Annotated in this window: 27 protein-coding genes; 12 read left to right on the top strand and 15 right to left on the bottom strand. The window is 64.3% G+C overall.

Annotated elements, in window-relative coordinates; all coding sequences use genetic code 11:
- Positions 1-20 precede the first annotated feature (20 nt).
- From P7A97_RS00210 to P7A97_RS00225, 4 genes are all read right to left on the bottom strand, one after another.
- Complete coding sequence (locus tag P7A97_RS00210) at positions 21-1,172, bottom strand: outer membrane beta-barrel protein (RefSeq protein WP_277687907.1); 1,152 nt, start codon at positions 1,170-1,172, stop codon at positions 21-23.
- Positions 1,173-1,204: 32 nt separating this feature from the next.
- Entirely contained in the window at positions 1,205-1,732 is a 528-nt protein-coding gene (locus tag P7A97_RS00215) for a hypothetical protein (protein ID WP_277687908.1), read from the bottom strand.
- A 152-nt stretch (positions 1,733-1,884) separates the two neighbouring features.
- Positions 1,885-2,388: a transcription/translation regulatory transformer protein RfaH gene (rfaH, locus tag P7A97_RS00220; protein WP_277687909.1), complete on the bottom strand. Its 504-nt coding sequence runs from the start codon at positions 2,386-2,388 to the stop codon at positions 1,885-1,887.
- Positions 2,389-2,702: 314 nt separating this feature from the next.
- Entirely contained in the window at positions 2,703-3,344 is a 642-nt protein-coding gene (locus P7A97_RS00225; protein WP_277687910.1) for a hypothetical protein, read from the bottom strand.
- Between the two features lie 371 nt (positions 3,345-3,715).
- On the opposite strand from P7A97_RS00225, the gene coxB reads away from it, so the two are divergent.
- Genes coxB through P7A97_RS00245 form a run of 4 tightly spaced genes read left to right on the top strand, consistent with a single transcriptional unit; the run spans position 3,716 to position 7,911 of the window.
- Positions 3,716-4,843 (top strand): cytochrome c oxidase subunit II, encoded by a 1,128-nt coding sequence (gene coxB / locus P7A97_RS00230; RefSeq protein ID WP_277687911.1) that lies wholly within the window; start codon positions 3,716-3,718, stop codon positions 4,841-4,843.
- Between the two features lies 1 nt (position 4,844).
- The gene (ctaD, locus tag P7A97_RS00235) at positions 4,845-6,446 is read left to right on the top strand and encodes a cytochrome c oxidase subunit I (protein ID WP_277687912.1); all 1,602 of its coding nucleotides are present in this window, start codon (positions 4,845-4,847) and stop codon (positions 6,444-6,446) included.
- A gap of 10 nt (positions 6,447-6,456) precedes the next feature.
- On the top strand, positions 6,457-7,011 hold the full coding sequence (locus tag P7A97_RS00240; RefSeq protein ID WP_277687913.1) for a cytochrome c oxidase assembly protein: 555 nt from the start codon (positions 6,457-6,459) through the stop codon (positions 7,009-7,011).
- A 12-nt stretch (positions 7,012-7,023) separates the two neighbouring features.
- The gene (locus tag P7A97_RS00245; protein ID WP_277687914.1) at positions 7,024-7,911 is read left to right on the top strand and encodes a cytochrome c oxidase subunit 3; all 888 of its coding nucleotides are present in this window, start codon (positions 7,024-7,026) and stop codon (positions 7,909-7,911) included.
- 6 nt (positions 7,912-7,917) lie between these two features.
- On the opposite strand, the gene P7A97_RS00250 is transcribed toward P7A97_RS00245, so the two are convergent.
- Complete coding sequence (locus tag P7A97_RS00250; protein WP_277687915.1) at positions 7,918-8,121, bottom strand: twin transmembrane helix small protein; 204 nt, start codon at positions 8,119-8,121, stop codon at positions 7,918-7,920.
- Positions 8,122-8,198: 77 nt separating this feature from the next.
- Here P7A97_RS00250 and P7A97_RS00255 point away from each other — a divergent pair, with 77 nt between their 5' ends.
- The 5 genes from P7A97_RS00255 (at position 8,199) to P7A97_RS00275 (ending at position 12,259) form a co-directional block, all read left to right on the top strand.
- Positions 8,199-8,927: an SURF1 family protein gene (locus P7A97_RS00255; protein ID WP_277687916.1), complete on the top strand. Its 729-nt coding sequence runs from the start codon at positions 8,199-8,201 to the stop codon at positions 8,925-8,927.
- Positions 8,924-9,514, top strand: coding sequence for a hypothetical protein (locus tag P7A97_RS00260; RefSeq protein ID WP_277687917.1), 591 nt, complete (start codon positions 8,924-8,926; stop codon positions 9,512-9,514). Before P7A97_RS00255 ends, P7A97_RS00260 begins: the two co-directional genes overlap by 4 nt.
- Positions 9,515-9,628: 114 nt before the next feature.
- On the top strand, positions 9,629-10,681 hold the full coding sequence (locus P7A97_RS00265; RefSeq protein ID WP_277687918.1) for a COX15/CtaA family protein: 1,053 nt from the start codon (positions 9,629-9,631) through the stop codon (positions 10,679-10,681).
- 16 nt (positions 10,682-10,697) lie between these two features.
- Positions 10,698-11,597 carry a heme o synthase gene (cyoE, locus tag P7A97_RS00270; protein WP_277687919.1) on the top strand — a complete coding sequence of 300 codons (900 nt, stop codon included), beginning with the start codon at positions 10,698-10,700 and terminating at the stop codon, positions 11,595-11,597.
- Positions 11,598-11,623: 26 nt separating this feature from the next.
- Positions 11,624-12,259: an SCO family protein gene (locus P7A97_RS00275; RefSeq protein ID WP_277687920.1), complete on the top strand. Its 636-nt coding sequence runs from the start codon at positions 11,624-11,626 to the stop codon at positions 12,257-12,259.
- Positions 12,260-12,263: 4 nt separating this feature from the next.
- Here P7A97_RS00275 and P7A97_RS00280 read toward each other — a convergent pair whose 3' ends face one another.
- On the bottom strand, positions 12,264-12,686 hold the full coding sequence (locus P7A97_RS00280) for a VOC family protein (RefSeq protein WP_277687921.1): 423 nt from the start codon (positions 12,684-12,686) through the stop codon (positions 12,264-12,266).
- A gap of 94 nt (positions 12,687-12,780) precedes the next feature.
- On the opposite strand from P7A97_RS00280, the gene P7A97_RS00285 reads away from it, so the two are divergent.
- The gene (locus tag P7A97_RS00285) at positions 12,781-13,638 is read left to right on the top strand and encodes a LysR substrate-binding domain-containing protein (protein ID WP_277687922.1); all 858 of its coding nucleotides are present in this window, start codon (positions 12,781-12,783) and stop codon (positions 13,636-13,638) included.
- A gap of 160 nt (positions 13,639-13,798) precedes the next feature.
- Here P7A97_RS00285 and P7A97_RS00290 read toward each other — a convergent pair whose 3' ends face one another.
- From P7A97_RS00290 to P7A97_RS00320, 7 genes are all read right to left on the bottom strand, one after another.
- The gene (locus P7A97_RS00290; protein ID WP_277687923.1) at positions 13,799-14,578 is read right to left on the bottom strand and encodes a MetQ/NlpA family ABC transporter substrate-binding protein; all 780 of its coding nucleotides are present in this window, start codon (positions 14,576-14,578) and stop codon (positions 13,799-13,801) included.
- 64 nt (positions 14,579-14,642) lie between these two features.
- Positions 14,643-15,311: a methionine ABC transporter permease gene (locus P7A97_RS00295; protein ID WP_277687924.1), complete on the bottom strand. Its 669-nt coding sequence runs from the start codon at positions 15,309-15,311 to the stop codon at positions 14,643-14,645.
- The gene (locus P7A97_RS00300) at positions 15,311-16,318 is read right to left on the bottom strand and encodes a methionine ABC transporter ATP-binding protein (RefSeq protein ID WP_277687925.1); all 1,008 of its coding nucleotides are present in this window, start codon (positions 16,316-16,318) and stop codon (positions 15,311-15,313) included. The genes P7A97_RS00295 and P7A97_RS00300 overlap by 1 nt, the downstream gene beginning before the upstream one ends.
- A 220-nt stretch (positions 16,319-16,538) precedes the next feature.
- Positions 16,539-17,405, bottom strand: coding sequence for a hypothetical protein (locus tag P7A97_RS00305; RefSeq protein WP_277687926.1), 867 nt, complete (start codon positions 17,403-17,405; stop codon positions 16,539-16,541).
- A gap of 53 nt (positions 17,406-17,458) precedes the next feature.
- On the bottom strand, positions 17,459-18,247 hold the full coding sequence (gene znuB / locus P7A97_RS00310) for a zinc ABC transporter permease subunit ZnuB (protein WP_277687927.1): 789 nt from the start codon (positions 18,245-18,247) through the stop codon (positions 17,459-17,461).
- Positions 18,247-19,041, bottom strand: a complete 795-nt coding sequence (gene znuC, locus P7A97_RS00315) for a zinc ABC transporter ATP-binding protein ZnuC (protein ID WP_277687928.1) — start codon at positions 19,039-19,041, stop codon at positions 18,247-18,249. The genes znuB and znuC overlap by 1 nt, the downstream gene beginning before the upstream one ends.
- Positions 19,038-19,538: a Fur family transcriptional regulator gene (locus P7A97_RS00320; RefSeq protein WP_277687929.1), complete on the bottom strand. Its 501-nt coding sequence runs from the start codon at positions 19,536-19,538 to the stop codon at positions 19,038-19,040. The genes znuC and P7A97_RS00320 overlap by 4 nt, the downstream gene beginning before the upstream one ends.
- A gap of 64 nt (positions 19,539-19,602) precedes the next feature.
- On the opposite strand from P7A97_RS00320, the gene P7A97_RS00325 reads away from it, so the two are divergent.
- Positions 19,603-20,502: a zinc ABC transporter substrate-binding protein gene (locus tag P7A97_RS00325; protein WP_277687930.1), complete on the top strand. Its 900-nt coding sequence runs from the start codon at positions 19,603-19,605 to the stop codon at positions 20,500-20,502.
- 37 nt (positions 20,503-20,539) lie between these two features.
- Here the strand turns inward: P7A97_RS00325 and P7A97_RS00330 are convergent, their stop codons facing one another.
- Together P7A97_RS00330 and P7A97_RS00335 are read right to left on the bottom strand one after the other, a co-directional pair.
- A complete protein-coding gene (locus P7A97_RS00330) occupies positions 20,540-21,490 on the bottom strand; it encodes a homoserine kinase (protein ID WP_277687931.1) in 951 nt (316 codons plus the stop codon).
- A gap of 6 nt (positions 21,491-21,496) precedes the next feature.
- Positions 21,497-21,781 (bottom strand): DUF2782 domain-containing protein, encoded by a 285-nt coding sequence (locus P7A97_RS00335; RefSeq protein WP_277687932.1) that lies wholly within the window; start codon positions 21,779-21,781, stop codon positions 21,497-21,499.
- A gap of 74 nt (positions 21,782-21,855) precedes the next feature.
- On the opposite strand from P7A97_RS00335, the gene polA reads away from it, so the two are divergent.
- The gene (gene polA / locus P7A97_RS00340; protein WP_277687933.1) at positions 21,856-24,648 is read left to right on the top strand and encodes a DNA polymerase I; all 2,793 of its coding nucleotides are present in this window, start codon (positions 21,856-21,858) and stop codon (positions 24,646-24,648) included.
- Positions 24,649-24,748: the final 100 nt, after the last annotated feature.

Raw genomic sequence — 24,748 nt, forward strand, 5'->3', positions numbered from 1 at the left:
GTTCTCGCGGGCTATCGGCACTAGAAGCTGCCGGTGAGACTGAGCAGGTAGATGTTGCGCTCGTAGCTTTCCAGCTCGACCGAGGAATCGTTCTTGCGGTAGCGGTAGCCGAGGCTGATGTCGAGCCAGCGGCGCACGGCATAGGTCAGGCTGAGGCTGGCGCTGCTGATGTCGTCGTCGCGCTCCTGGCCCTCGTAGACCTGGCGGCTGAGACCGAAGCTGAGGTTACTGCTCAGGCGGCTGGTCCATTCGTGCCGCCAGAGCAGCTCGGTGCTGGTGGTTTTCACCGCATCGGAGCCGTCGTCGCCTTCGTCGAAGGCCCGGCGGGCATTGAGGGTGAACACGGAGTAGGTGCGCGGCGCCCAGTCCAGACCGACTTCCCACATGGGGCTGTCGAGGTCGTCGACCCGCGGATCATCGAAGTCCTTCTGCTCGTAGCCGATGCGGACCTTGCCGGTGGTGCGGGCCGTGGCTTCCCAGGTGGCACCGGCCAGCAATGCCTGGTTGGTGCTGTTGCGCCGGCTGTCGGCCAGGGTGTAGTCGAAATCGCTGTGGCGCAGCTCCAGCAGGGCCCGGGTGCTGCCGCCTAGGGCGTGCGTCCAGGTGCCGGTCAGGGCCAGGGTGTCGCGGTCCTTGTCGGCATTGATCTCGCCGCTGTTGTCGTAGCGCAGGCGCTCCTGGCTGACGGCCAGGCTGAGCTGGTTGATCGCGGTCCGGGCACCGTAGTCGTAGCGCCCGGAAAAACGGCTGCTGTGGTACTTGTCGTTTTCGCGGTTGACCGCGGTGGAGGCGGTGTCTTCCTGACGCTTGTAACCGGCTTCCAGGTGCAGGCGCTGGCGCGCGTCGAAGGCGAGGATGCTTTCCAGCTTGGCATCGTGATCGGTGTTACTGGCATCCGCGGCGCTATGGTAGTGCTCGCTGACGGCCTGGTAGCTCAACCGGTAGGCGCTGTTGCGGTCTTCGGCGGTGAGGCTGAAGGCCGGTTTCAGGGTGGTGATCCAGGACGACTCGACATCCTCGCTGAGCGCGCGGAAGTTGTCGTCGTAGCTCTCCTGCACCTCCAGGGTGGGGACGAAGTCCAGGCCGTGGACATCGAAGTTCTTCGGGGTAATGGCCCAGGCGGGCGTGGTACTGCCGATGGCGCAGGCCGTGAGTAGACCGCAGAGACGCATGGCGAATCCTTAGCTGGCGTCTGACAGAAAGATCAGTTGGGGCTGGCGGCCAGGCGCGCGTCGCCGCTGCTGCCACCGGTGCCAGATTCGGCGCCCGAGGGCGCCCCTGCCAGTGCGGCAAAGGTGGGCGCCTCGTCACCGGTGGCGGTGGGCGCCAGTTCGGAGAGGGTTTCGGCAATCAGGGCGGATTGCTCGGGGGCGGCCAGCAGCGCGGCAATGAAGATGGCATTGCGCTGAGCGGGGGCTGCCAGGCCCAGCGTCCGGGTGATCGCCGCGGCCTGCTCGGGCTGGCGGGTGATGAGCACCTCGGCGACCAGGGCGGCCTTGGCCGGCGTGGCAGCCACCAGCTCGGCGATGACCTGCAACAGCTGCTCGGGTGTGGCCCCGTCGATCGCCTGTGCGTGCTCGGGCGTCATGGTCACGCCTGCGGCGATGAGCGCCTGGGTGGTCTGCGGGTCTGCAGCCAGGGGTGGCGTGACTGCCGCGAGAGAGAGGGAGAGGATCAGTGTGCGCATGGAATACAGCTCCTTCAGGCGTCTGGCCCGTTGGCTTTCAGGCACGCTACCGCCCCAAGGTTGATCGTCAGTCCCCTGAGAACGAAGCTGGCAAGTGAAAGCGGTTAATGTGCTACTGCGTCGCCCCTGCTATGGGGGCTCACTGCTAGCCTTCGGGAACTACGACTGCTGACATCCACAGGCTTTGGGTGAAGCGATCAGGCGCTTCTTATGTGGTCTATCGGTAACTGCACCGGCTGTTTGCGATTCAGCAACTGCAACAGAATCAGTACGCGCTGCTGTCCGTTCATGGACAGGAAGATGCCTTCCAGCATCTGCAGCGGGCCTTGGGTGATGAGCACCCGGTCGCCCGCTGCGTGAGGTTTGCGAACGAGCGGCTGCCGGCAACGCTCCTCGATACCGGCGATCATTTCGTCCGTCACCCTGGCCGGGATGTTGTTGAAGCTCACCACCCGGCTGACGCCTCGTGTCGAGCGCAACGGCGCCCAGTTATCCTGCTCGGCCAGGCGAATGAAGAGATAGCCTGGGAACAGCGGCTCGGTGGCTTCCGGCCGGCGCGTCGCCCCTGTCGACTCGCGACGAATCTGCGGGTTAAAGACTTGATAACCCTGATTCTGCAAATTGAGGGCAGCCCGACCATCCTGGCGTGGCTTGCATTGCAGCAGATACCAGAAGGTACTGCGTGAGCTTCCCGTCTCCATCCTGTTGCTCCTTTGCACCCTCGCGGTTGCAGGCTTGCTGTTGGTCGCAATCCGGTTGTCCGTCTCATCCACTGAGCGGGCATAGGGGGTTCAGCACAGAGCGTACCAACTCGCAGATAGTTGCTTTGATCTGAGCTGCTGTACGCGAGGCTGCCAGAGAAATGTGAAGGCTTGGCGACAGTTACCGATCAAAATCAGCAACATAGCTTGGTAGTGCGGGGAAGTAGCGGGGACTCAGGTGGAGGGTGCTTCGTTTGGCTTGCCGCACCAGTCAGGTGCGGCGTGCCTCGGGGTTGGGCAAGCGGCGCGGCGGCTCAGGCCGGCAGCCCCAGCTCCACACCCAGCTGCCGCGACAGGCAGGGCCAGTTCTGCCAGGCAGCCAGGGTTTTCGGGCTGCTCAGGCGGGCGCGGTATTCCTGGACGGAGTCCTGTCGGAACACCTTCTCGTTCAGCATGCCGTCCAGGGCATGGTGGACGGCTTCGTCCAACTGGTTGGCGAAGGGCTCGCCGATCAGTTGGTGGGCGATTACGTTGGCCACGGTGGTGTCCAGCGGAATCAGCGGCTGGCCGAGGTGTGCGATGTAGCGGTCGTTGACCTCCTCCACCAGGCGATGGGCCAGGTAGGCCTCGTCGAGCAGGGCATCCAGGCCATGGTGACCTTCCATGAGAGGCGGTGGGCTGAGGAAAAACTGCTCGGCCAGTTTCAGCACCGGTTTCACCTGCGCCTCGATCCCCGCATCACGGGCGACGCTATTGGCGGCATCGAGCACATCAGGAACCTGCTCGACGTAAGCCCTGACGAAGCGTTGCAGTACGCCATGGGCGTCGCTGGCAGGCAACTGGATGCTGGGGTGCAGGCCGCTCAGCTGCTGTTCCAGCTGACGTGCAAGCTGCCCCGTGGCGGCTTCCTGCTCCAGGGCAAGACGGATCTGCTGGCGCAGCGCGGGTGTGTTCATGACGGCTCCTAAACAAGGACATGAGGCAAGCGAGACTTCACCTTAGTCGGTCATGGTCTACGACTAAGATCGGATTGTCATATTTAGTTAATGTTTATGAGCAAGGGCTATATGAAAGAGCGCCTGATACGGTCCAGCCCGCGTCAATCAAGGGCTGCAGGCGGTAGCGGAAATCGGGCGTTATTTTTCTGACTGCGTTGTGCACTCTCTTCCCCTGTCTATACTCGAACTCGCAAGGCGTTACCTGATGGAACCGGACGGGCTACGGCACGGAGAGGTTTCGACAGTGGTGGCCAGCAGTATCGGCAAGGTCGATCCCTAAGCCGCAGGCTTGACCGGCGGGATAACAAGAACAATGAGGGGAACCCGTGATGATGCGACATCCACGCGTTTGGATGGGCTTCATGCTGTGGCTGGTATTCGGCTCGGCGCACGCCGCCTGGACGGTGAACATGGCGCCCGGAGTCACCGAGGTCAGCCGTACCGTCTTCGATCTGCACATGATCATCTTCTGGATCTGTGTGGTGATCGGCGTGGTGGTATTCGGCGTGATGTTCTGGTCGATGCTGATCCACCGCCGCTCCACCGGCCAGGAACCGGCCCATTTCCATGAGAGCACCACGGTCGAGATTCTCTGGACCGTCGTCCCCTTCGCCATCCTGGTGGTCATGGCCATCCCGGCCACCAAGACGCTGATCGATATTTACGACACCTCCGAGTCCGAGCTGGATATCCAGATCACCGGCTACCAGTGGAAGTGGCACTACAAGTATCTGGGTCAGGACGTCGAATACTTCAGCAACCTGGCCACGCCCAGCGAGCAGATCCACAACAAGGCTGAGAAGGACGAGCACTACCTGCTGGAGGTGGATGAGCCGCTGGTGGTGCCGGTCGGCACCAAGGTGCGCTTCCTGATTACCGCGGCTGACGTGATTCACTCCTGGTGGGTACCGGCGCTGGCGGTGAAGAAGGACGCCATTCCCGGCTTCGTCAACGAATCCTGGACGCGCATCGACGAGCCGGGCATCTACCGTGGCCAGTGCACCGAGCTGTGCGGCAAGGACCACGGTTTCATGCCGGTGGTGGTGGAGGCCAAGAGCAAGGAAGACTTCGCCGAATGGCTGGCCTTACGCAAGGAAGAGGCCGCCAAACTCAAGGAGCTGACCAGCAAGGAGTGGACGCTGGAAGAGTTGGTCGAGCGTGGCGAGAAAGTCTACAAAACCAGCTGCGCCGCCTGCCACCAGGCCGAGGGCCAGGGCATGCCGCCGATGTTCCCGGCGCTCAAGGGCTCACCGATTGCCATCGGGCCGAAAGAGGGGCACCTGGATATCGTCTTCCACGGCAAGCCGGGCACCTCCATGGCGGCCTTCGGCAAGCAACTGTCGGAAGTGGATATCGCCGCCGTCATCACCTACGAGCGCAATGCCTGGGGTAACGCCATGAACGACATGGTGACGCCGAAAGAAGTGCTTGAGCTCAAGCAGGCCGAGGAGAAGTGACATGAGCGCAGTGATCGACTCGCACAAAGAGCATGGTCATGCCGGGCATGACCATCACCACGGTCCGGCCAAGGGCCTGATGCGCTGGGTGCTGACCACCAACCACAAGGACATCGGCTCGATGTACCTGTGGTTCAGCTTTGCCATGTTCCTGCTCGGCGGCTCGATGGCCATGGTCATCCGCGCCGAGCTGTTCCAGCCGGGCCTGCAGATCGTGCAGCCGGAATTTTTCAACCAGATGACCACCATGCACGGCCTGATCATGGTGTTCGGTGCAGTGATGCCGGCCTTCGTCGGTCTGGCCAACTGGATGATTCCGCTGATGGTCGGCGCACCGGACATGGCCCTGCCGCGGATGAACAACTTCAGCTTCTGGCTGCTGCCGGCGGCCTTCGGCCTGCTCGTCAGCACGCTGTTCATGGAGGGCGGTGGACCGAACTTTGGTTGGACCTTCTACGCGCCGCTGTCGACCACCTACGCGCCGGAGTCGGTGACCTTCTTCATCTTTGCCGTACACCTGATGGGCATCAGCTCGATCATGGGGGCGATCAACGTGATCGCCACCATTCTCAACCTGCGCGCCCCTGGCATGACCCTGATGAAGATGCCGCTGTTTGTCTGGACCTGGCTGATCACCGCTTTCCTCTTGATCGCGGTGATGCCGGTGCTGGCCGGTTGCGTGACCATGATGCTGATGGACATCCACTTCGGCACCAGCTTCTTCAACGCGGCTGGTGGCGGTGATCCGGTGCTGTTCCAGCACGTGTTCTGGTTCTTCGGCCACCCCGAGGTGTACATCATGATCCTGCCGGCCTTCGGTGCCGTCAGCTCGATCATTCCGGCCTTCGCGCGCAAGCCGCTGTTCGGTTACACCTCGATGGTCTATGCCACCGCCTCGATCGCCTTCCTGTCGTTCATCGTCTGGGCGCACCACATGTTCACCGTCGGCATTCCGCTCACCGGCGAACTGTTCTTCATGTACGCCACCATGCTGATCGCCGTGCCCACCGGGGTGAAGGTGTTCAACTGGGTGAGCACCATGTGGCAGGGCTCGATGACATTCGAGGCGCCGATGCTGTTTGCCGTGGCCTTCGTCATCCTGTTCACCATCGGTGGCTTCTCTGGCCTGATGCTGGCCATCGCCCCGGCGGACTTCCAGTACCACGACACCTACTTCGTGGTGGCGCACTTCCACTACGTGCTGGTACCCGGTGCGATCTTCGGCATCTTCGCCTCGGCCTACTACTGGTTGCCCAAGTGGACCGGCCACATGTACGACGAAACTTTGGCCAAGCTGCATTTCTGGATGAGTTTCGTCGGCATGAACCTGGCGTTCTTCCCCATGCACTTCGTGGGGCTGGCCGGCATGCCGCGGCGGATTCCCGACTACAACCTGCAGTTCGCCGACTTCAACATGATCTCCTCGATCGGCGCCTTCACCTTCGGGGCCACCCAGTTCCTCTTCCTGTTCATCGTCATCAAGTGCATTCGCGGCGGCAAGCCCGCGGGCGACAAGCCGTGGGACGGTGCCGACGGTCTGGAGTGGACGGTGCCGTCACCGGCGCCTTATCACACCTTCAGTACGCCACCGGAAGTGAAGTAGGAGCCCGCTCATGAGCGACAACCTGAGCACCGGACGTCTGGTTACCCGCCTGCTGCTGGTGGTGGCCTGCATGTTCGCCTTCGGTTTCGCCCTGGTGCCGATCTACGACGTGATGTGCCAGGCCTTCGGCATCAACGGCAAGACCGCCGGGGCCTACCAGGGCGAGCAGGCGGTGGACGAGGCGCGCCAGGTGCGCGTGCAGTTCCTCGCCACCAACGCGGCCGACATGGTCTGGGAGTTCGGCCCACAAGCCGATGAGTTGACGGTGCAGGCCGGGGCCAGCAACGAGATGCTGTTCATCGCCTACAACCCGACCGACAAGCCGATGACCGCCCAGGCCATCCCCAGCGTGGCACCGTCCAAGGCAGCGGCGTTCTTCCACAAGACCGAGTGCTTCTGCTTCACCCAGCAGGTGCTGCAACCCGGCGAGCGCATCGAGATGCCCGTACGCTTCATCGTCGATCGAGATCTACCCAAGGAAGTGAAGCACCTGACCCTGGCCTACACCCTGTTCGATATCACTGCGCGCAAGCCACCCGTGGCGCAGGTGACCCAGGCTCCATAAGGAGAACAACAAATGTCGAGTCACGAGAACTACTACGTCCCGGCCCAGAGCAAATGGCCGATCATCGCTACCCTCGGCATGCTGGTGTCGGTGTACGGGGTCGCCACCTGGTTCAACGACATGAAGGCCGAGCGTGCCGACTCCAACGGCCCGCTGATCTTCTTCGTCGGCGGCCTGATCCTCGCCTACATGCTGTTCGGCTGGTTCGGCAATGTGATCAAGGAAAGCCGCGCCGGCCTGTACAGCCCGCAGATGGACCGTTCGTTCCGCTGGGGCATGAGCTGGTTCATCTTCTCTGAGGTGATGTTCTTCGCCGCCTTCTTCGGCGCGCTGTTCTACATCCGCATGTGGGCCGGTCCCTGGCTCGGTGGCGAAGGCGACAAAGGCGTGACCAACATGCTGTGGGAGGGCTTCGAGTACAGCTGGCCGCTGCTCAATAACCCGGACTCAAAGCTGTTCCCGCCACCGACGGCGGTGATCGATCCGTGGCACCTGCCGCTGATCAACACCATCCTGCTGGTGACCTCCAGCTTCACCGTGACCTTCGCCCACCATGCGCTGAAGAAGGACAAGCGCGGGCCGCTCAAGCTGTGGCTGGCCCTGACCATCCTCCTCGGCGTGGCGTTCCTGGTGCTGCAGGTCGAGGAATACATCGAGGCCTACACCGAGCTCGGGCTGACCCTGGGGTCGGGGATCTACGGCGCCACCTTCTTCATGCTCACCGGCTTTCATGGTGCGCACGTGACCATGGGCGCGCTGATCCTGACGGTGATGCTGGTGCGTATCCACAAGGGCCACTTCGATTCCGAGAAGCACTTCGGCTTCGAGGCGGCCAGCTGGTACTGGCACTTCGTCGATGTGGTCTGGCTTGGGCTGTTTATCTTCGTCTACGTACTCTGAGGTGGTTTACCAGGTCACGTGACTGACCAGCTGGCCGCTGTAGAAGCCCCAGGCGATCAACGCCACGGTGATGGCGGTCAGCGTGACCCGTACGCTCAGCGAATTGACCACTCGCGAGCCGTGGCCCTCGTCCTTGACCAGGAAGAACAGGCCACTGAACAGGCTGACCATTGTGGCCAGCAGCAGGAGGATGATCGCGGCCTTGAGCATGCGTGACTCCGGGGGATGGGGGAATTGATGTGTCGTTGCAGTATAGCCAGCCCATTGCCGGTACTCGGAAACAGCCTATGAACGGCTTTCGTCCCGGCTGGCTGCCCAGCCTGGTGGTTGTCCTGTTGCTGCCGCTACTGGTCAGCCTGGGCTTCTGGCAGTTGTCGCGGGCCGAGGAGAAACGCGTGCTGCTGGCCGAGTTCGAGGCTCGGCGCCAGGCCGAGCCCATCACCGTGACCGAGCTGGAGCGACGCAACGATCTGGCTCACCTGCGTATTCGCTTGCACGGCCAGTTCGACGATCGCCACAGCTTGCTGCTGGACAACCGCATGCGCGACGGCCAGGTCGGCGTCGAGTTGCTGCAACCCTTCTACGACCAGGGCAGCGGTCTGTGGCTGCTGGTCAATCGCGGCTGGCTACCCTGGCCGGATCGGCGTACGCCCCCTCAGTTCACCACGCCTGAGCAACCGCTGGCCCTGCAGGCGCGGGTCTATGTGCCGCTGGGCAGTGCCTTCCAGCTGCAGGCCGATCCGCACAGCGGCGACTGGCCGCGGCTGATTACCGCCGTGGAGCCGGAGCGGCTGTGGCGCGAGTTGGGCCGTGGTGGTCTGGCTTACGAGGTGCGTCTTGAGCCGGGCCCGGCAGCGTATGAAGCACAGTGGCCGCTGGTGGCCATGGGCCCGGAAAAACACAGCGGCTATGCCGTGCAGTGGTTCGCCCTGGCGGCGGCCCTGTTCTGTCTTTACCTCTATCTCGGCTGGCACAACGCCCGCTCGCGAGTCGTTCCTGCAGGAGAGCAGCCATGAACACCACCCTGACTCCAGAACTGCCCAACCAGGCCGTTGTAAAGCGGCGTCGCGGTCGCCTGCAGCTGATCATGTTGCTGCTGCTGGCCATCGGCCCGATGGTGCTTGCCACCTTCATGTACCAGTGGCGTTTCTGGGTGCCGGATGGACGCAACTACCACGGCACGCTTGTCGGCGATGGCACCCAGCTGGTGGATATCGGCGTGCAAGGCGCTGACGAGGGGCGTTGGCAGTTGCTGGTCACCGCACCCGGCGACTGCGCCGAGGAATGCCGCCAGTTGGTGTATGCCGCCCGGCAGATTCATATCGGCCTCAATCGCGATGCCTCGCGTGCCGTTCATGGTCTGGCGGTGGCTCGGCCTCTGAGCGACGCCTATGACCAGCAATTGCAGCGCGAATATCCGCAGCTCGGGCGTTACAGACTGGATGACATGGCCTATCGGCAACAGGTGCCTTCGAGCGAGGGGGCCCAGCTGTGGATCGTCGACCCGCACGGCAACCTGGTACTGCGTTACGACGCCAAGGTCAAAGGCAAGGACATCCTCACCGATCTGCGCCTGCTGCTAAAGCTCTCGCAAATCGGTTGAGAGCCTGTCCATGGCCAGCTGCGCTTCGGCCAGGCTGTTTGGGAAGCAGGCTCTAGCGCGCAAGACCATGAACAGGCTCTGCTTTCGGTATAAGAAGAACAAGAGAGGCCCCGGATGAGTGAACGCAAGTCTCTGCCCGGCTACCGCCTGGCCCTTTTTGCCACGGCCCTGGCGGTTGTCGTGGTGCTGTTAGGCGCCTATACCCGGCTAACCCACGCGGGCCTCGGTTGCCCTGACTGGCCGGGCTGCTACGGTTTCATCGGCGTGCCAATGAGCGAGCACAAGCAGGCTATCGCCGAGGCGCGTTTCCCCGAAGCACCGGTGGAAGTGGAGAAAGGCTGGAACGAGATGGTCCACCGCTACTTCGCCGGCAGCCTCGGCCTGGTCATCCTCGGCCTGGCCGTGCACGCCCTGCGCCGCCGTGGGCAAGATGGCCAGCCGCTGAAATTACCGCTGCTGTTGCTCGGCGTGGTGATCGCCCAGGCCGCCTTCGGCATGTGGACGGTGACCCTGCAGCTCTGGCCGCAGGTGGTCACTGCCCACCTGCTCGGAGGCTTCGCCACCCTGTCGCTGTTATTCCTCCTGTGCCTGCGTCTGTCCGCTGCGCTGCCGGCTCTGCCGGCGGTGTCGCGGCATCTGCGGGCACTCGCCGGTCTAGCCCTGCTTCTGGTCGCGTGTCAGATCGCCCTGGGCGGCTGGGTCAGCTCCAACTACGCGGCAGTGGCGTGCGTCGACCTGCCGACCTGCCACGGCGAGTGGTGGCCGGCGATGGACTTCGCCAACGGCTTCCATCTGACCCAGCACATCGGCCCCAACTACCTCGGCGGCCAGCTGGACAGCGATGCGCGTACCGCCATTCACATGACTCACCGGCTCGGCGCCGTGGGGCTCAGCCTGGTTCTGCTGCTACTGGCCTGGCGCCTGCGTGTCGCCGGCCTCGGTCGCCTGGCCGGCTTGCTGCTGCTGGCGCTGGCCGTGCAGGTCAGCCTGGGCGTGAGCAACGTGCTGCTGCATCTGCCGCTGGCGGTGGCGGTGGCGCATAACGCCGGTGGCGCCGCGTTGTTGCTGGTGCTGGTACTGATCAACTATCGCCTGCGCAGTACAGGTCAGGTCCGGGTGCCGCAATCGCAGGCACCCGTGCGTGCTCTGGCAGCGGCGGGTAAATAAAAAGAGGAGAGACATCATGGCTACTCTGTCGCGTGTCCATTCCGAGAGCGCCAGCTGGCGCGACTACCTCGAGCTGACCAAGCCGCGAGTCGTGCTACTGATGCTGATCACCTCGCTGGTCGGCATGTTCCTCGCCACTCGCGCCGGCGTGCCCTGGACCGTGCTGCTATTCGGCAACCTTGGCATCGGCCTGTGTGCCGGTGCGGCGGCGGCGGTCAACCATGTAGTTGACCGGCGCATTGACTCGATCATGGCACGTACCCACAAGCGCCCCGTCACTGCCGGACGGGTCTCGGTGCCCGCTGCGCTGAGTTTTGCCCTGGCGCTGGCCGTGGCCGGCATGGCCTTGCTGCTGGCCTTCACCAACGAGCTGGCGGCCTGGCTGACCCTCGCCTCGCTGCTTGGCTACGCCGTGCTCTACACCGGCTTCCTCAAGCGTGCCACGCCACAGAACATCGTCATCGGCGGCCTGGCGGGCGCTGCGCCACCGCTGCTCGGCTGGGTGGCGGTGACCGGCCATGTCAGCGCCGAGCCGCTGCTGCTGGTGCTGATCATCTTCGCCTGGACGCCGCCGCACTTCTGGGCCCTGGCCATCCACCGCAAGGCCGAATATGCCAAGGCCGACATCCCCATGCTGCCGGTCACTCATGGCGAGCACTACACCAAGGTACACATCCTGCTGTACACCGCGGTGATGCTGGCGGTGACCCTGTTGCCCTATGCCATCCACATGAGTGGGCCGCTCTATCTGGCGGCCGCACTGGTGCTGGGCGGGCGCTTCATGTTCTGGGCCTGGGTGCTGTACCGTGACAGCCGGCCGCACGCGGCGATCAACACCTTCAAGTACAGTATCTGGTACCTGTTTCTGCTGTTCATCGCCCTGCTGGCCGATCATTACCTGCTGCTCAACCTGTAGCGCTAGCCCTGTCCAAGAGAGATTGCATGAGCCGTACCCAGAAGACCGTTATCGTTCTCGCCGCCTTCGTCGCCCTGGTGCTGGGCCTGACCGTCAACAAGGTGCTTAACAGCAAGGGCGACGGCACCGACAAGGTGGCCATGCTCGATGCCGGCATCGTCCTGCTGCCGCAGAGTCGCACCCTGCCGGCGCTGTCGCTGATCAACCAGGACGGCCAGACGGTGGCGGTGGATAACCTCAAGGACAAGTGGAGCCTGCTGTTCTTCGGCTACACCTTCTGCCCGGATATCTGTCCGGCTACCCTGGCCCAGCTGCGCCAGCTACAGGGCATGCTGCCGGCCGAGACCAAGGATCGGCTGCGCGTGGTGTTGGTGACGGTCGACCCGCACCGCGACACCCCCGAGCAGCTGAACAAGTACCTCGGCTTCTTCGACGCCGGCTTCCAGGGCCTGACTGGCGCCCAGGACGACATCCAGAAACTGGCCAATGGCGTCAGCATTCCCTTCATCCCGGCCGATACCAGCCAGGAGAACTACACCGTCGACCACAGCGGCAATCTGGTGATCATCGGCCCGGACGGCACCCAGCGGGGTTTCATCCGCGCGCCGTTGAACAACGACAAGCTGGCCGCCCAGCTACCGAGCCTGTTCAAGCTCGACTGAGCGGCTATTTGGCGAACAGCTGACCGATATCCCTGAACGCCTTGAACTCCAGGGCGTTGCCGCAGGGGTCGAGCAGGAACAGGGTGGCCTGCTCGCCGACCTGGCCCCGGAAGCGCACATAGGGTTCGATCACGAAGGCCGTCTCGCGCTGGCGCAGGCGTTCGGCCAGCGTCTCCCACTCATCCCAGCCCAGCACCACGCCGAAATGCGGCACCGGCACGTCGTGGCCGTCCACCGGATTACTGTGTGCGGCCTCCTGGTGGGCCATTATCGGTGCTTCATGGATCACCAGTTGGTGGCCGAAGAAGTCGAAATCCACCCAGTGCTCGCTGCTGCGGCCTTCGGCGCAGCCGAACACCTCGCCGTAGAAATGACGGGCAGCGGGCAGATCGTAGACGGGTATGGCGAGGTGAAAGGGAGCCGGCATCAGGGAGTCCTCACGGGTTTTTCAGCATGTTGGCCGCAATAATTTCTATGCAAAAGCGAATATCCTTGCTGTCGAGCTCAAAGGATTTCGATCAATGCTGCGCGAACTGAAAACCTTCGTTGCCGTGGCTCGGCATGGCACCTTCGCCGCCGCCGGCCAGCGGGTCGGCCTCACCCAGTCGGCGGTCAGCGCGCAGATGCGTGTGCTGGAACAGGCCCTTGGGCAGCGCCTGTTCGACCGCAGCGGGCGCAGCGCCGTGCTCAATGCCGCCGGCCGTCACGCCCTGCCGCTGGCCGAGCAGATGCTGGCGCTATATGCCGAGATGGCCAGTCCGGCGGGCGAGCTGCGCGGTGAGCTGCGCGTTGGTGCCATTGCCAGCGTACAGACCGGATTGCTGCCACAGGTGCTGCCGCGCTTTCGCCAGCAGGCGCCGGCGGTGGAGCTGAAGCTGGTGCCCGGCGTGTCGCTGGATCTGCTCAGTCGGGTCGATGCCGGCGAGTTGGATCTGGCCCTGCTGATCAAGCCGCCCTTCGAGTTGCCCAAGGAGCTGCAGCAGCTGCCGCTGGCGCGCGAGCCCTTCGTGTTAATCGTGCCCGAGTCGATGGCCGGCGACGCGCCGTTGCAGCTGCTAGCCAGCCAGCCTTTCGTCCGTTACGACCGTAGCTCGTTCGGCGGTCGCCAGGTCGAGCGTTTCCTCCGCACGCAGCGTGTGCAGGTCGATGAAGCACTGGAGCTGGACGAGCTGGAAGCGATCGTGCGCATGGTCGAGGCTGGATTGGGGGTTTCGCTGATCCCGCTGGCTGGGCTGTGGCGCGAGCATGGTGCGCGGGTGCGGGTCATCGAACTGGGCGAGCTGACCTTCCACCGCGAGCTGATCGCCCTGGTGCGTCGTGCCCAGCGCCAGCCGGCGCTGGATTGCCTGCTGGAGTGCCTGGGAGCCGTAAACCTTTAGCGCTATTGGCGACAGCTCCTTGATGTTGGCGATGGAGTTTTTTGGGAGCGGCTTTAGCCGAGAATGAGGGTGCTGGGTCTGCTTATCGTGGCTAAAGCCGCTCCCACGGATACAAAAAAGCCCGCTCTGGGCGGGCTTTTTTGACTCAACTGAGTTGCGATCAGAACGCCGGTACCACGGCACCTTTGTACTTCTCGACGATGAACTGCTTGACCGCGTCGCTGTGCAGGGCCTTGGCCAGCCTCTGCAGGTCGGCGTTGTCCTTCTTCGCGCTGGTGGTGACCAGGATGTTCACGTACGGCGAGTCATCACCTTCGATCACCAGGGCGTCCTTGGTCGGGTTCAGACCGGCTTCCAGGGCGTAGTTGGTGTTGATCAGGGCCAGGTCGACCTGGTTCAGCACGCGCGGCAGGGTCGCGGCTTCCAGCTCACGCACCTTGATGTTCTTCGGGTTCTCGACGATGTCCTTGACGGTGGCGGTGATGCTGGTGGCGTCCTTGAGCTTGATCAGGCCGGTCTTCTGCAGCAGCAGCAGGGCGCGGCCGCCGTTGGTGGCGTCGTTGGGGATCACCACCTGGGCGCCATCGGCCAGCTCTGTCAGGCTCTTGATCTTGCTGGAGTAGGCACCGAAGGGCTCGACGTGGACGCCGGCGATGCTCACCAGGTCGGTACCGCGCGAGGCGTTGAATTCGTTCAGGTAGGGCTGGTGCTGGAAGAAGTTGGCGTCCAGGCGGTCTTCGGCGACCTGCACGTTGGGCTGCACGTAGTCGGTGAAGACCTTGATCTTCAGCTCGACGCCTTCCTTGGCCAGGGCCGGTTTGACGAATTCGAGCAGCTCCGCGTGCGGCACGGCGGTGGCGGCGACGCTGATCTCGCCGGCCTGGGCGGCAGCGGCGGTGAGGGCGGCCGAGGCGGCCAGGGCAGTCAGCAGTTTCTTCATGTTCAGCTCCTTGTGGGATAGGGCGCAGGGTCCGACGGGTAGCCGGTCGCCCGCTGTTCTAGGGTTACTTACGGGAAAAATGCACGACCAGACGATCGCCGACCATCTGCAGCACCTGTACCAGGATCAGCAGCAGGATCACGGTGACAGCCATCACGTCCGGCTGGTAGCGCTGGTAGCCGTAGCGCACGGCCAGGTCGCCGAGGCCGCCGCCGCCGATCAGGCCGCTCATGGCGGTGTAAGACACCAGGGTGATGGCGGTCACGGTGGCGGCGGCGATCAGGCCCGGCAGGGCCTCCGGCAGCAGCGCACGGAAGATGATCTGCAGAGTGCTGGCGCCCATTGCCTGGGTCGCCTCGATGATGCCGCGGTCGACCTCGCGCAGGGCGGTCTCCACCAGGCGGGCGAAGAACGGTGTGGCGCCCACCACCAGCGGCGGAATCGCACCGGCTACGCCCAGCGAGGTGCCGGTGATCAGCACCGTCAGCGGGATCATCAGGATCAGCAGGATCACGAACGGCACCGAGCGCAGTACGTTGACCAGCAGCGACAGCACTGCGTACAGCGCCTTCTGCTCGAACATCTGCCGCGGCCCGGTGAGGAACAGCAGCACACCGAGCGGCAGGCCGAGCAGCACGGTGAACAGGGTGGCGCCACCGAGCATGTTGAGGGTGTCGAGGCTGGCGTAGCCGATTTCCTGCCAGTCGACGTTGGGGAGCAGTTGTTCGAGCATCAGCGCAGTACCTCCAGGTGCACATCGGCGGCCTGGAAGCGCGCCAGCGCGGCGTCGATATCGCCACCGGTCAGGGCCAGGGTCAGCTGGCCGTAGGGGGTGTCCTTGATGCGGTCGATGCGTCCGGCGAGGATGCTGTAGTCGACCCCGGTTTCACGCGCGACGGTACCCAGCAACGGTGCGTAGGTCGCCTCGCCCTGGAAGGTCAGGCGCAGAATGCGGCCCTCGACATGGGCGAAATCGTCGCGCTGCTCGTTCTCGTCGATGTGCTCGTCTTCCTGGACGAAACGCTTGCTGGTCGGGTGCTGCGGATGGAGGAACACCTGGGCCACCGCCCCTTGCTCGACGATCACCCCGCCGTCCATCACCGCCACTTGGTCGCAGACCCGGCGGATCACGTCCATCTCGTGGGTGATCAGCACGATGGTCAGGCCCAGCTCGCGGTTGATCTCGGCCAGCAGTTGCAGCACCTGGCCGGTGGTCTGCGGGTCGAGGGCGCTGGTGGCCTCGTCACAGAGCAGGATTTTCGGGTGGGTCGACAGCGCGCGGGCGATGCCGACACGCTGCTTCTGCCCGCCGGACAGCTGCGCCGGGTACTTGTTGGCGTGCTCGCTCAGGCCGACGCGGGCCAGCAGTTCGGCGACGCGCTGGGCGATTTGCGCACGGCTCAGCTCGCCGGCCAGCTCCAGCGGCATGGCCACGTTGGCGGCGACGGTCTTTGACGACAGCAGGTTGAAGTGCTGGAAGATCATGCCGACCTGGCGGCGGAAGCGGCGCAGGCCGTCGGCGTCGAGGGCGGTGACCTCTTCGCCGTCGACCACGATACGCCCGCCGCTGGGTTCTTCCAGGCGGTTGATCAGGCGCAGCAGGGTGCTCTTGCCGGCGCCGGAGTGGCCGATCAGGCCAAACACCTGGCCGCGCTCGATACGCAGGCTGGTGGCGCGCAGGGCCGGCACTTCGCGGCCGGCGACCCGGTAGGATTTGTTGACGTGGTGGAACTCGATCACTGCGCGAACCTTGTGGGTACGTGGGAGTTACTGTCGCAACCCGGTCGGAGGCGACGACTCCATCTAGCCTAGGCGGTTGGCCGAAAGCCGCGCATTTTAACGGTTTTGTTTATGCGCTCTTAGTCTTTATTGGCCTGAATTTAATCCATAAAGCTATAAGCAAGCAGGGCGGGTGCAACCTTCGTTCTATCGAGGTTGCCCCGCCCCTGTATCACCGGGCTCAACCGTTGCTTTGTGGGCTCAGTACCAGGCGTGGTTCCTGGTCGGGCTTGAGTACAGGGGAGAACTGCGGAGAGAAACCGGGATCAAGCTTTTTGATTCGCGCCGACAGCAGGGCGGCGACAAAGGGGTAATCCTTGGCCTCGCGCACTTCCAGGCGTACCGCACAGTCGAACGCCACCACATCGGCTGCGACCTGATCGAGCAGATCGCGCAGGCTGTCGCGGTCATTGGCGTCGAGCATCGGCATGGGCACGCTGCTGCTGGTTGCCGCCGGGTCGATCAGACGGGCGCGTGGCGCGGCTGCGACTGCTGGTTCGGCTACCGGAGCCGGTACGACGACGGGCTGTACCTGCTGCTGGGCACGGGCCTGGCGCTCGGCGGCGGCTTTGGCTTCCGCCAGTTGCTGCTGGCGGGCACGCTCGGCTTCCTGGCGAGCCAGTGCCGCCTTGGCCTTCGCCTCGGCCTCGGCAGCAGCCAGGCGGCTCTCGGCGGTTGCGGCGTCGAGGCTGGACTGGTACTGCGCTTTCAACGCGGGAGACGCCGCGACCAGGTGCTGCTCGCCCTGAGTGAGGGTGGCGGCTGCCGCAGCGGTGTTACCGCTCGCTAACTGTTGCTGCCCCCGTTGCAGATAGATGTTGGCCAGCTCACGACGGTATTGGCCGATGCGCACATCGCTCGGGTCGATGTTCTGGCTGATGCTGTTCAGCTTGCTTTCGGCAGCCGGCAAGTCGCCACGCAGGATATGTGCGGAAACGTCATTGAAGTTCTTGACCTGCTCATCGACCGTCCAATATTCGGCCTGGGCTGCGTTTGCCAGCAGTCCGAGGGCGAGTCCGGCGAGATAGCGGCTTTTATTGTTGTTCATTTTGTGACTCGTCGGTTCTGTTGTGTTTTGGTTTGGGCAAAAAACGCCCAATCCTAACGAGCCCGACGAGGCAGGGCAAAGCCTATGAGGAAAATCGACGCGGCGGATACCACGATAGAAGGCCCGGCGGGGGTGTCCTGGTACCAGGACAGGGTCAACCCCCCGCACACGGCGAGCATGCCGAGCAGGCTGGCGCCGATGGCCATCTGCTCTGGAGTGCGCGCGTGGCGCTGGGCGGCGGCGGCCGGGATGATCAACAGCGAGGTGATCAGCAGCACGCCGACGATCTTCATGGCCACTGCGATCACCACGGCGATCAGCAGCATCAGTGCAAGGCGCAGGCCGGCCACGGGCAGGCCTTCGACCCGCGCCAGTTCCTCATGCACGGTGATCGCCAGCAGGCGCCGCCACAGCGGCAGCAGCAGGGCCAGCACCAGGGCGCTGCCGCCGAGAATCCAGGCCAGATCAGCACTGCTGACCGCCAGCAGGTCGCCGAACAGATAGGCCATCAGGTCGATGCGTACCTCGTCCATGAAGCTCAGTACCACCAGGCCGAGCGACAGGGTGGTGGGCGCGAGGATGCCGAGCAGGGTGTCCGAGGCCAGCGGCTGGCGCTGTTGCAGGGTCACCAGCAGCACGGCCAGCAGCAGGCAGCCGGCGGTCACCGCCAGGGTCGGACTGAGGTCGAGGAGAAAGCCCAGGGCCACGCCGAGCAGTGCGGCGTGGGACAGGGTGTCGCCAAAATAGGCCATGCGCCGCCACACCACGAAGGAGCCGAGAGGGCCGGCGACCAGCGCCAGGGCCAGGCCGGCGAGCAGGGCGTTAAGCAGAAAATCGGGCATCAATGTTTGCAACCAGGGCCATGAACGTGGGCCGGACCATGGATTGTGAGGCCGGCGCGTTGTTCGACCACTTCGCCATGCAGGTCGTGGCTGTGGTCGTGATGGTGGTGGTAGATGGCCAGGCTCTTGGCGTCCTGGCCGAACAGCTCGACGAAGGCCGGGTCGTTGCTGACCTGCTCGGGGTGGCCGGAGCAGCACACGTGGCGGTTGAGGCAGACCACCTGGTCAGTGGCGCTCATCACCAGATGCAGGTCGTGGGACACCATCAGCACGCCACAGCCGTGGCGGTCGCGCAGCTGGGTGATCAGGCGGTACAGCTCGGCCTGGCCGGCGACATCGACGCCCTGCACCGGCTCGTCGAGCACCAGCAGTTCGGGCTCGCGCAGCAGGGCGCGGGCCAGCAGCACGCGCTGCAGTTCGCCACCGGAAATGCTCTGCAGCGGGCTGTCGATCACCTGTTCCGCTCCGACTTCACTCAACGCGGCCTGCGCTGCGGCGCGGTCGACGCCCGGCACCAGGCGCAGGAAGCGCAGCACCGAGAGCGGCAGCGTCGCATCGACATGCAGCTTCTGCGGCATGTAGCCAATACGCAGGCGCGGCTTGCGCCGCACCGTGCCGCTGTCCGGCTTGAGCAGGCCGAGCACGGTGCGTACCAGGGTGGTCTTGCCGGCGCCGTTGGGCCCGATCAAGGTCACGATCTCGCCGGCGTGCAGGGCCAGTTGCACCTGCTGTAACACCGGCTGGCCGGAGAATGCCACGCCGACATCCTGCAGTTGGATCAAGGTATCGCTCATGTCGACTTCCGGCAGCCGGCACAGAGGCCAATGACCTCGACGGTCTGGCTTTCAACGGCGAAGCCGACGTCCTTGGCGCTGCTGATGATGGCTTGGCTGATGGCTGGCTGTTCCAGTTCGATGGCAGCGTGACAGCTCTTGCAGATGAGGAACTGGCCCTGATGTGCATGTTCCGGATGGACGCAGCCAATAAAGGCGTTGAGTGATGCGATGCGATGCACCAGGCCGTTTTCCAGGAGGAAATCCAGCGCGCGGTAGACGGTGGGCGGCGCGGCCCGGCGGCCGTCTTCTTCGCTCAGCACGCCCAGGATGTCGTAGGCGCCGAGTGGCTTATGGCTGGCCCAGACCAGCTCCAACACACGCTTGCGCAGCGCGGTCAGGCGCGTGCCCTGTCTGGCGCAGATCTGTTCGGCCTCGGTCAGCGCATCGGCGACACAGCGCGAATGATCGTGAGGCAGACAGGCGAGGGGCGTGTTATTGGTCAGCGGCTTGAACATGACGAGGACGTCCGGATGCAGAGACGTTATTCTATTACCCTTTTGCCCAGTGAGTCTTGCCGTCGTGTTCCGTTTCGCCGCCGTTGTCGTTTTTTCCCTGCTCAGTCTGGCCGCTCAGGCCGAGGTACGGGTTCTCACCAGCATCAAGCCGCTTCAGCTGATCGCCGCCGCGGTGCAGGATGGCCTCGGTCAGCCTGCGGTACTGCTGCCGCCCGGCGCCTCGCCGCACCATTTCGCCTTGCGTCCGTCCGACGTGCGTCAGGTCCAGAGCGCCGACTTGCTGTACTGGATCGGCCCGGACATGGAGGGCTTCCTGCCACGGGTGCTCGACGGCCGCGACAAACCGACTGTCGCCGTGCAGGCGCTGCCGGGCCTGACTCTGCGTCACTTCGGAGAGGGCGCTGAGCATGCCCACGAACATGACCACGATGCGCATGACCATGACCATCGCCCCGGCAGCCTGGACGCGCACCTCTGGCTGCTGCCGGCCAACGCCCGAGTGATCGCCACCCGCATGGCGGATGACCTGGTTACCGCCGACCCAGCCAATGCAGCGCGCTATCAGACCAACCTGGCGGCATTCGAGCAGCGTCTCGCGCGCCTCGACACCGAACTGAAGGCGCGTCTGGTGCCTTTGGCAAGCAAGCCGTTCTTCGTCTTCCATCAGGCCTTCGATTATTTCGAGAGTGCCTACGGCCTGCAGCATGCCGGCGTGTTCAGTGCCGCCAGCGAGGTGCAGCCCGGTGCGCGGCAGGTGGCGGCGATGCGCGAGCAGTTGCAGGCTGCCGGCCCTGCCTGCGTATTCAGTGAGCCGCCGCTGCGCCCGCGTCTGGCTGAAACCCTCTCAGCCGGGTTGCCGGTAAGGCTGGCCGAGCTGGACGCCCTGGGCGCCAAGGCGTTGAGCTACGAGCAACTGCTGCGCGATCTCGCCGGTGGCCTGGCCGGCTGTCTGGAAAGTCTCTAGGCGGGTATCGCCAGGCCTTTCTGCTCGTCGGTAGCCGTTACAGCGCGAACGGCAGTGGCAGGCTGACCTGCTGACGCTGGGCCAGGCGTCGCTGGAACTCGGCCGGATCCTTGACCAGTACGTCGCGGCCCTGGAAGCGCCGGGCAGCGATCAGTCTGGAGAGCCAGAAGCGCAGGCAGGCAATGCGCAGCATGGCCGGCCACAGTTCGGCTTCGGCACGGCTAAAGGGGCGTAGCGCGGCATAGGCGCCGAGCAGCGCCTGGGCGCGCGGCACATCGAGGCGCTGGTCGGCCAGCGAGCACCAGTCATTGAGGGTGATTGCCAGGTCGTAGAGCATCGGCCCGGAGCAGGCGTTGTAGAAGTCGATGACTCCGGTCAGGTGGTTGCCGTCGAACAGTGCGTTGTCGAGGAACAGGTCGGCGTGCAGGTTGGCCCGGGGCAGGGAGAGGATGCGCGCTTTCAGCTCGTCGACTTCCTGCAGGCTGTCGCGCAGCAGTGGCAGCTGTTCATCGTGCAGTTCTAGGGCCAGCACCGGGCCTTCTTCCAGCATCCAGTCGAGACCACGGTCGCTGCGCCGCTCCAGCGGCTCGTCGCGGGTAGCCAGGTGCAGGCGTGCCAGCCAGGCGCCGATTTCCGCGCAGTGGTGGGTGTTGGGCTGGCTGACGTGCTTGCCGGCCAGACGCGGTTGCAACAGCGCCGGCTTCTCGGCCAGTTCGCGCAGCACTTCGCCGTCACGGGTGGCGACGCCATAGGGCACCGGCAGGCCGGCCTGGTGCAGGCGTTCGAGCAGGGCGACGAAGAACGGCAAGTCGCCACGCGGGCCGCGCTCGACCAGGGTGAGGACGAACTCGCCGCCTTCCAGGCTGATGAAGAAGTTGCTGTTCTCGCTGCCGGCGGCGATGCCCTGGAAGTCCTTCAGACGGCCGAGCCCGTAGGGCTCCAGGAAGACTTCCAGTTCATGGCGTTCGAGCGGGGTGAATACGGACATCGTGGTTTACCAGCTGAAGATTTCCCAGGCCGGGATGAGCATGTCCGGCTGGTCGGAGCGGATGAAGTTGCCTTCGCTGCCATCGGCGCGCACCAGGAAGTACGGCTTGCCGTTTTTCGGCGTGACCTTGATGGCGTAGAGGAAGCCGTTCTGGCGGTATTCGGTGATGGTCTTGTCGCCATCCTGGCGGATGGTGACGTCCGGATCGCCGGTGACCTCGTCTTCGGCCAGGGCGAGCATCGGGCTGGCGGCCAGCAGGGCGGCCAGGGTCAGGCGGGTGAGCATGCGCATGGTAACCTTGTCCCTTTCTTCAGGTTGATGCAGCCATTCTAGCGCTCGCACCCGGCAAAAGGTTGATCCCAAGCATGTCCAATGCCCCTCTCGTTCTGGTCGACGGTTCCTCCTACCTGTACCGCGCCTTTCATGCCCTGCCGCCGCTGGCCAACTCCAAAGGCCTGCAGACCGGCGCGGTGAAAGGCGTGCTGAACATGCTCAAGAGCCTGCGCAAGCAGTATCCGGATAGCCCCTTTGCCGTGGTATTCGACGCCAAGGGCGGCACCTTCCGTGATGCCATGTTCGCCGAATACAAGGCCAATCGCCCGCCGATGCCCGAGGAGCTGCGCGGCCAGGTCGAGCCGCTGCACGCCGCCGTGCGCGCCCTCGGCTACCCGCTGCTGTGCGTGGAAGGCGTGGAGGCCGACGACGTGATCGGCACCCTGGCCCGGCAGGCTGCCGCGTTGGGCCGCGACGTGGTGATTTCCACCGGCGACAAGGACATGGCCCAGTTGGTCTGCACGCACGTCACCCTGGTCAACACCATGACCGGCAGCGTTTATGACATCGAGGGCGTGCGCGAGAAGTTCGGTGTCGGCCCGGAGTTGATCATCGACTACCTGGCGCTGATGGGTGACAAGGTCGACAACATCCCCGGCGTGCCGGGCGTCGGCGAGAAGACTGCACTGGGCCTGCTGGTGGGTGTCGGCGGTGGTCTCGACGTGCTCTACGCCAACCTGGACAAGGTCCCCGAACTGCCGATTCGCGGCGCCAAGACCCTGCCGGCCAAGCTGGCCGAGCACAAGGACATGGCCTTCCTTTCCTATCAGCTGGCAACCATCAAGACCGATGTCGAGCTGGACGTCGGCGTCGACGACCTGCACCCCGGCGAGGCTGACCGTGCGGCGCTGGTCGAGTTGTACAGCGAGCTGGAATTCAAGGGCTGGCTGGACGAGCTGCAACGCGAGAAACCCAGGGCGCGCCCGGCCACGGTGCCGGCGCCCACGGGTGGGCTGTTCGATCAGCCAGAGGCCGCCGCGGAAGTCGCGGCCGACGCGCCGCTGGCCGAAACGCACTACGAAACCGTGTTGGATCAGGCGCAGTTTGATGCCTGGCTGGGCAAGTTGCAGGCTGCCGAACTGATCGCCTTCGACACCGAAACCACCAGCCTCGATCCGCAGCGGGCCGAGGTAGTGGGTGTGTCCTTCGCCGTGACCGCTGGCGAGGCGGCCTATGTGCCGCTGGCGCACAGCTATATGGGCGTGCCGGCGCAGCTGGATCGCGACGCAGTGCTCAAGGCGCTCAAGCCGATCCTCGAAGACCCGGCCAAGGCCAAGGTTGGTCAGCACGGCAAGTACGACATGAATGTGCTGGCGCATGCCTCGACGCCCATCGCGGTGCAGGGCCTGGCCTTCGACACCATGCTTGAATCCTATGTGCTGGACTCCACGGCGACCCGCCATGACATGGACAGCCTGGCGATGAAGTACCTTGACCACAGCACCATCCGCTTCGAGGACATCGCCGGCAAGGGCGCCAAGCAGCTGACCTTCGATCAGATTGCCCTCGAACAGGCCGGCCCTTATGCGGCGGAAGACGCCGATGTGACCCTGCGTTTGCACCAGGCTTTGTGGGCCAAGCTCGAAGCCACGCCTTCGCTGGTCAAGGTGCTCAAGGAGATTGAAATGCCGCTGGTGCCGGTGCTGGCGCGTATCGAGCGCAACGGCGCGCTGGTTGACGCCAAGCTGCTCGGCCAGCACAGCATCGAGCTGGGGGAGCGCCTGGTGGCGCTGGAGCGGCAGGCTTTCGAGCTGGCTGGCCAGGAGTTCAATCTCGGCTCGCCCAAACAACTCGGCGCCATCCTCTACGACAAACTCGGCCTGCCGGTGCTGAGCAAGACTGCCACCGGTCAGCCCTCTACCGCCGAAGCGGTGCTGGCCGAACTGGCCGAGCAGGATCACGCCCTGCCCAAGCTGCTGATGGAGTACCGCAGCCTGAGCAAGCTGAAGAGCACCTACACCGACCGGTTGCCGGAGCAGATCAACCCACGTACCGGACGTATACACACAAGCTACCACCAGGCGGTAGCGGCCACCGGGCGTTTGTCTTCAACCGATCCGAACCTGCAGAACATTCCGATCCGCACTGCCGAGGGAAGGCGCATCCGTCAGGCCTTCGTCGCGCCCAAGGGCTACAAGCTGCTGGCGGCCGACTACTCGCAGATCGAGCTGCGCATCATGGCGCACCTGGCCAAGGACGAAGGCCTGCTGGACGCCTTCCGCCATGACCGTGACGTGCACAAGGCGACCGCTGCCGAGGTGTTCGGTGTGGCGCTGGAGGAGGTCACCGGTGACCAGCGCCGCAGCGCCAAGGCCATCAACTTCGGCCTGATCTACGGCATGAGCGCCTTTGGCCTGGCCAAGCAGATTGGTTGCGAGCGCAAGCAGGCGCAGGCCTATATCGACACCTACTTTGCCCGCTATCCCGGCGTGCTGGCCTACATGGAGCGCACCCGCGAGCAGGCCAGCCAGCAGGGCTACGTCGAGACTTTGTTTGGGCGTCGCCTGTACCTGCCGGACATTCATGCGAAGAACCCGTCCCTGCGCAAGGGGGCCGAGCGCACCGCAATCAACGCGCCGATGCAGGGCACCGCAGCGGACATCATGAAACGCGCGATGATTGCCGTGGATCAGTGGCTACCGCAGTCCGGGCTGGACGTGAAAGTCATCCTGCAGGTGCACGACGAACTGGTGCTGGAGGTGCGCGAGGATCAGGTCGAGGCCCTCAAGGCCGGCCTTCTGCCGTTGATGAGTGGCGCCGCCGAGCTGGATGTGCCGCTGCTGGTCGAGGCCGGGGTAGGTGATAACTGGGACGAGGCGCACTGATGCCCAGTAAATACGCGTCTTATGCTGGGCGCGTCAGGGGGTTCTGTTTTTTATCGCAATGCGATTTAAAAAAAACTGAACTCTCCGCCAGGGGTGCCGG

Source organism: Pseudomonas sp. GOM6, assembly GCF_029537485.1.
GTDB lineage: Bacteria > Pseudomonadota > Gammaproteobacteria > Pseudomonadales > Pseudomonadaceae > Aquipseudomonas.

Coding starts and splice junctions, on each gene's coding strand:
- P7A97_RS00210 (WP_277687907.1), bottom strand. CDS start 1,172: ATGCGTCTCTGCGGTCTACTCACGGCCTGCGCCATCGGCAGTACCACG.
- rfaH (WP_277687909.1), bottom strand. CDS start 2,388: ATGGAGACGGGAAGCTCACGCAGTACCTTCTGGTATCTGCTGCAATGC.
- P7A97_RS00225 (WP_277687910.1), bottom strand. CDS start 3,344: ATGAACACACCCGCGCTGCGCCAGCAGATCCGTCTTGCCCTGGAGCAG.
- coxB (WP_277687911.1), top strand. CDS start 3,716: ATGATGCGACATCCACGCGTTTGGATGGGCTTCATGCTGTGGCTGGTA.
- ctaD (WP_277687912.1), top strand. CDS start 4,845: ATGAGCGCAGTGATCGACTCGCACAAAGAGCATGGTCATGCCGGGCAT.
- P7A97_RS00240 (WP_277687913.1), top strand. CDS start 6,457: ATGAGCGACAACCTGAGCACCGGACGTCTGGTTACCCGCCTGCTGCTG.
- P7A97_RS00245 (WP_277687914.1), top strand. CDS start 7,024: ATGTCGAGTCACGAGAACTACTACGTCCCGGCCCAGAGCAAATGGCCG.
- P7A97_RS00250 (WP_277687915.1), bottom strand. CDS start 8,121: ATGCTCAAGGCCGCGATCATCCTCCTGCTGCTGGCCACAATGGTCAGC.
- P7A97_RS00255 (WP_277687916.1), top strand. CDS start 8,199: ATGAACGGCTTTCGTCCCGGCTGGCTGCCCAGCCTGGTGGTTGTCCTG.
- P7A97_RS00260 (WP_277687917.1), top strand. CDS start 8,924: ATGAACACCACCCTGACTCCAGAACTGCCCAACCAGGCCGTTGTAAAG.
- P7A97_RS00265 (WP_277687918.1), top strand. CDS start 9,629: ATGAGTGAACGCAAGTCTCTGCCCGGCTACCGCCTGGCCCTTTTTGCC.
- cyoE (WP_277687919.1), top strand. CDS start 10,698: ATGGCTACTCTGTCGCGTGTCCATTCCGAGAGCGCCAGCTGGCGCGAC.
- P7A97_RS00275 (WP_277687920.1), top strand. CDS start 11,624: ATGAGCCGTACCCAGAAGACCGTTATCGTTCTCGCCGCCTTCGTCGCC.
- P7A97_RS00280 (WP_277687921.1), bottom strand. CDS start 12,686: ATGCCGGCTCCCTTTCACCTCGCCATACCCGTCTACGATCTGCCCGCT.
- P7A97_RS00285 (WP_277687922.1), top strand. CDS start 12,781: ATGCTGCGCGAACTGAAAACCTTCGTTGCCGTGGCTCGGCATGGCACC.
- P7A97_RS00290 (WP_277687923.1), bottom strand. CDS start 14,578: ATGAAGAAACTGCTGACTGCCCTGGCCGCCTCGGCCGCCCTCACCGCC.
- P7A97_RS00295 (WP_277687924.1), bottom strand. CDS start 15,311: ATGCTCGAACAACTGCTCCCCAACGTCGACTGGCAGGAAATCGGCTAC.
- P7A97_RS00305 (WP_277687926.1), bottom strand. CDS start 17,405: ATGAACAACAATAAAAGCCGCTATCTCGCCGGACTCGCCCTCGGACTG.
- znuB (WP_277687927.1), bottom strand. CDS start 18,247: ATGCCCGATTTTCTGCTTAACGCCCTGCTCGCCGGCCTGGCCCTGGCG.
- znuC (WP_277687928.1), bottom strand. CDS start 19,041: ATGAGCGATACCTTGATCCAACTGCAGGATGTCGGCGTGGCATTCTCC.
- P7A97_RS00320 (WP_277687929.1), bottom strand. CDS start 19,538: ATGTTCAAGCCGCTGACCAATAACACGCCCCTCGCCTGTCTGCCTCAC.
- P7A97_RS00330 (WP_277687931.1), bottom strand. CDS start 21,490: ATGTCCGTATTCACCCCGCTCGAACGCCATGAACTGGAAGTCTTCCTG.
- P7A97_RS00335 (WP_277687932.1), bottom strand. CDS start 21,781: ATGCGCATGCTCACCCGCCTGACCCTGGCCGCCCTGCTGGCCGCCAGC.
- polA (WP_277687933.1), top strand. CDS start 21,856: ATGTCCAATGCCCCTCTCGTTCTGGTCGACGGTTCCTCCTACCTGTAC.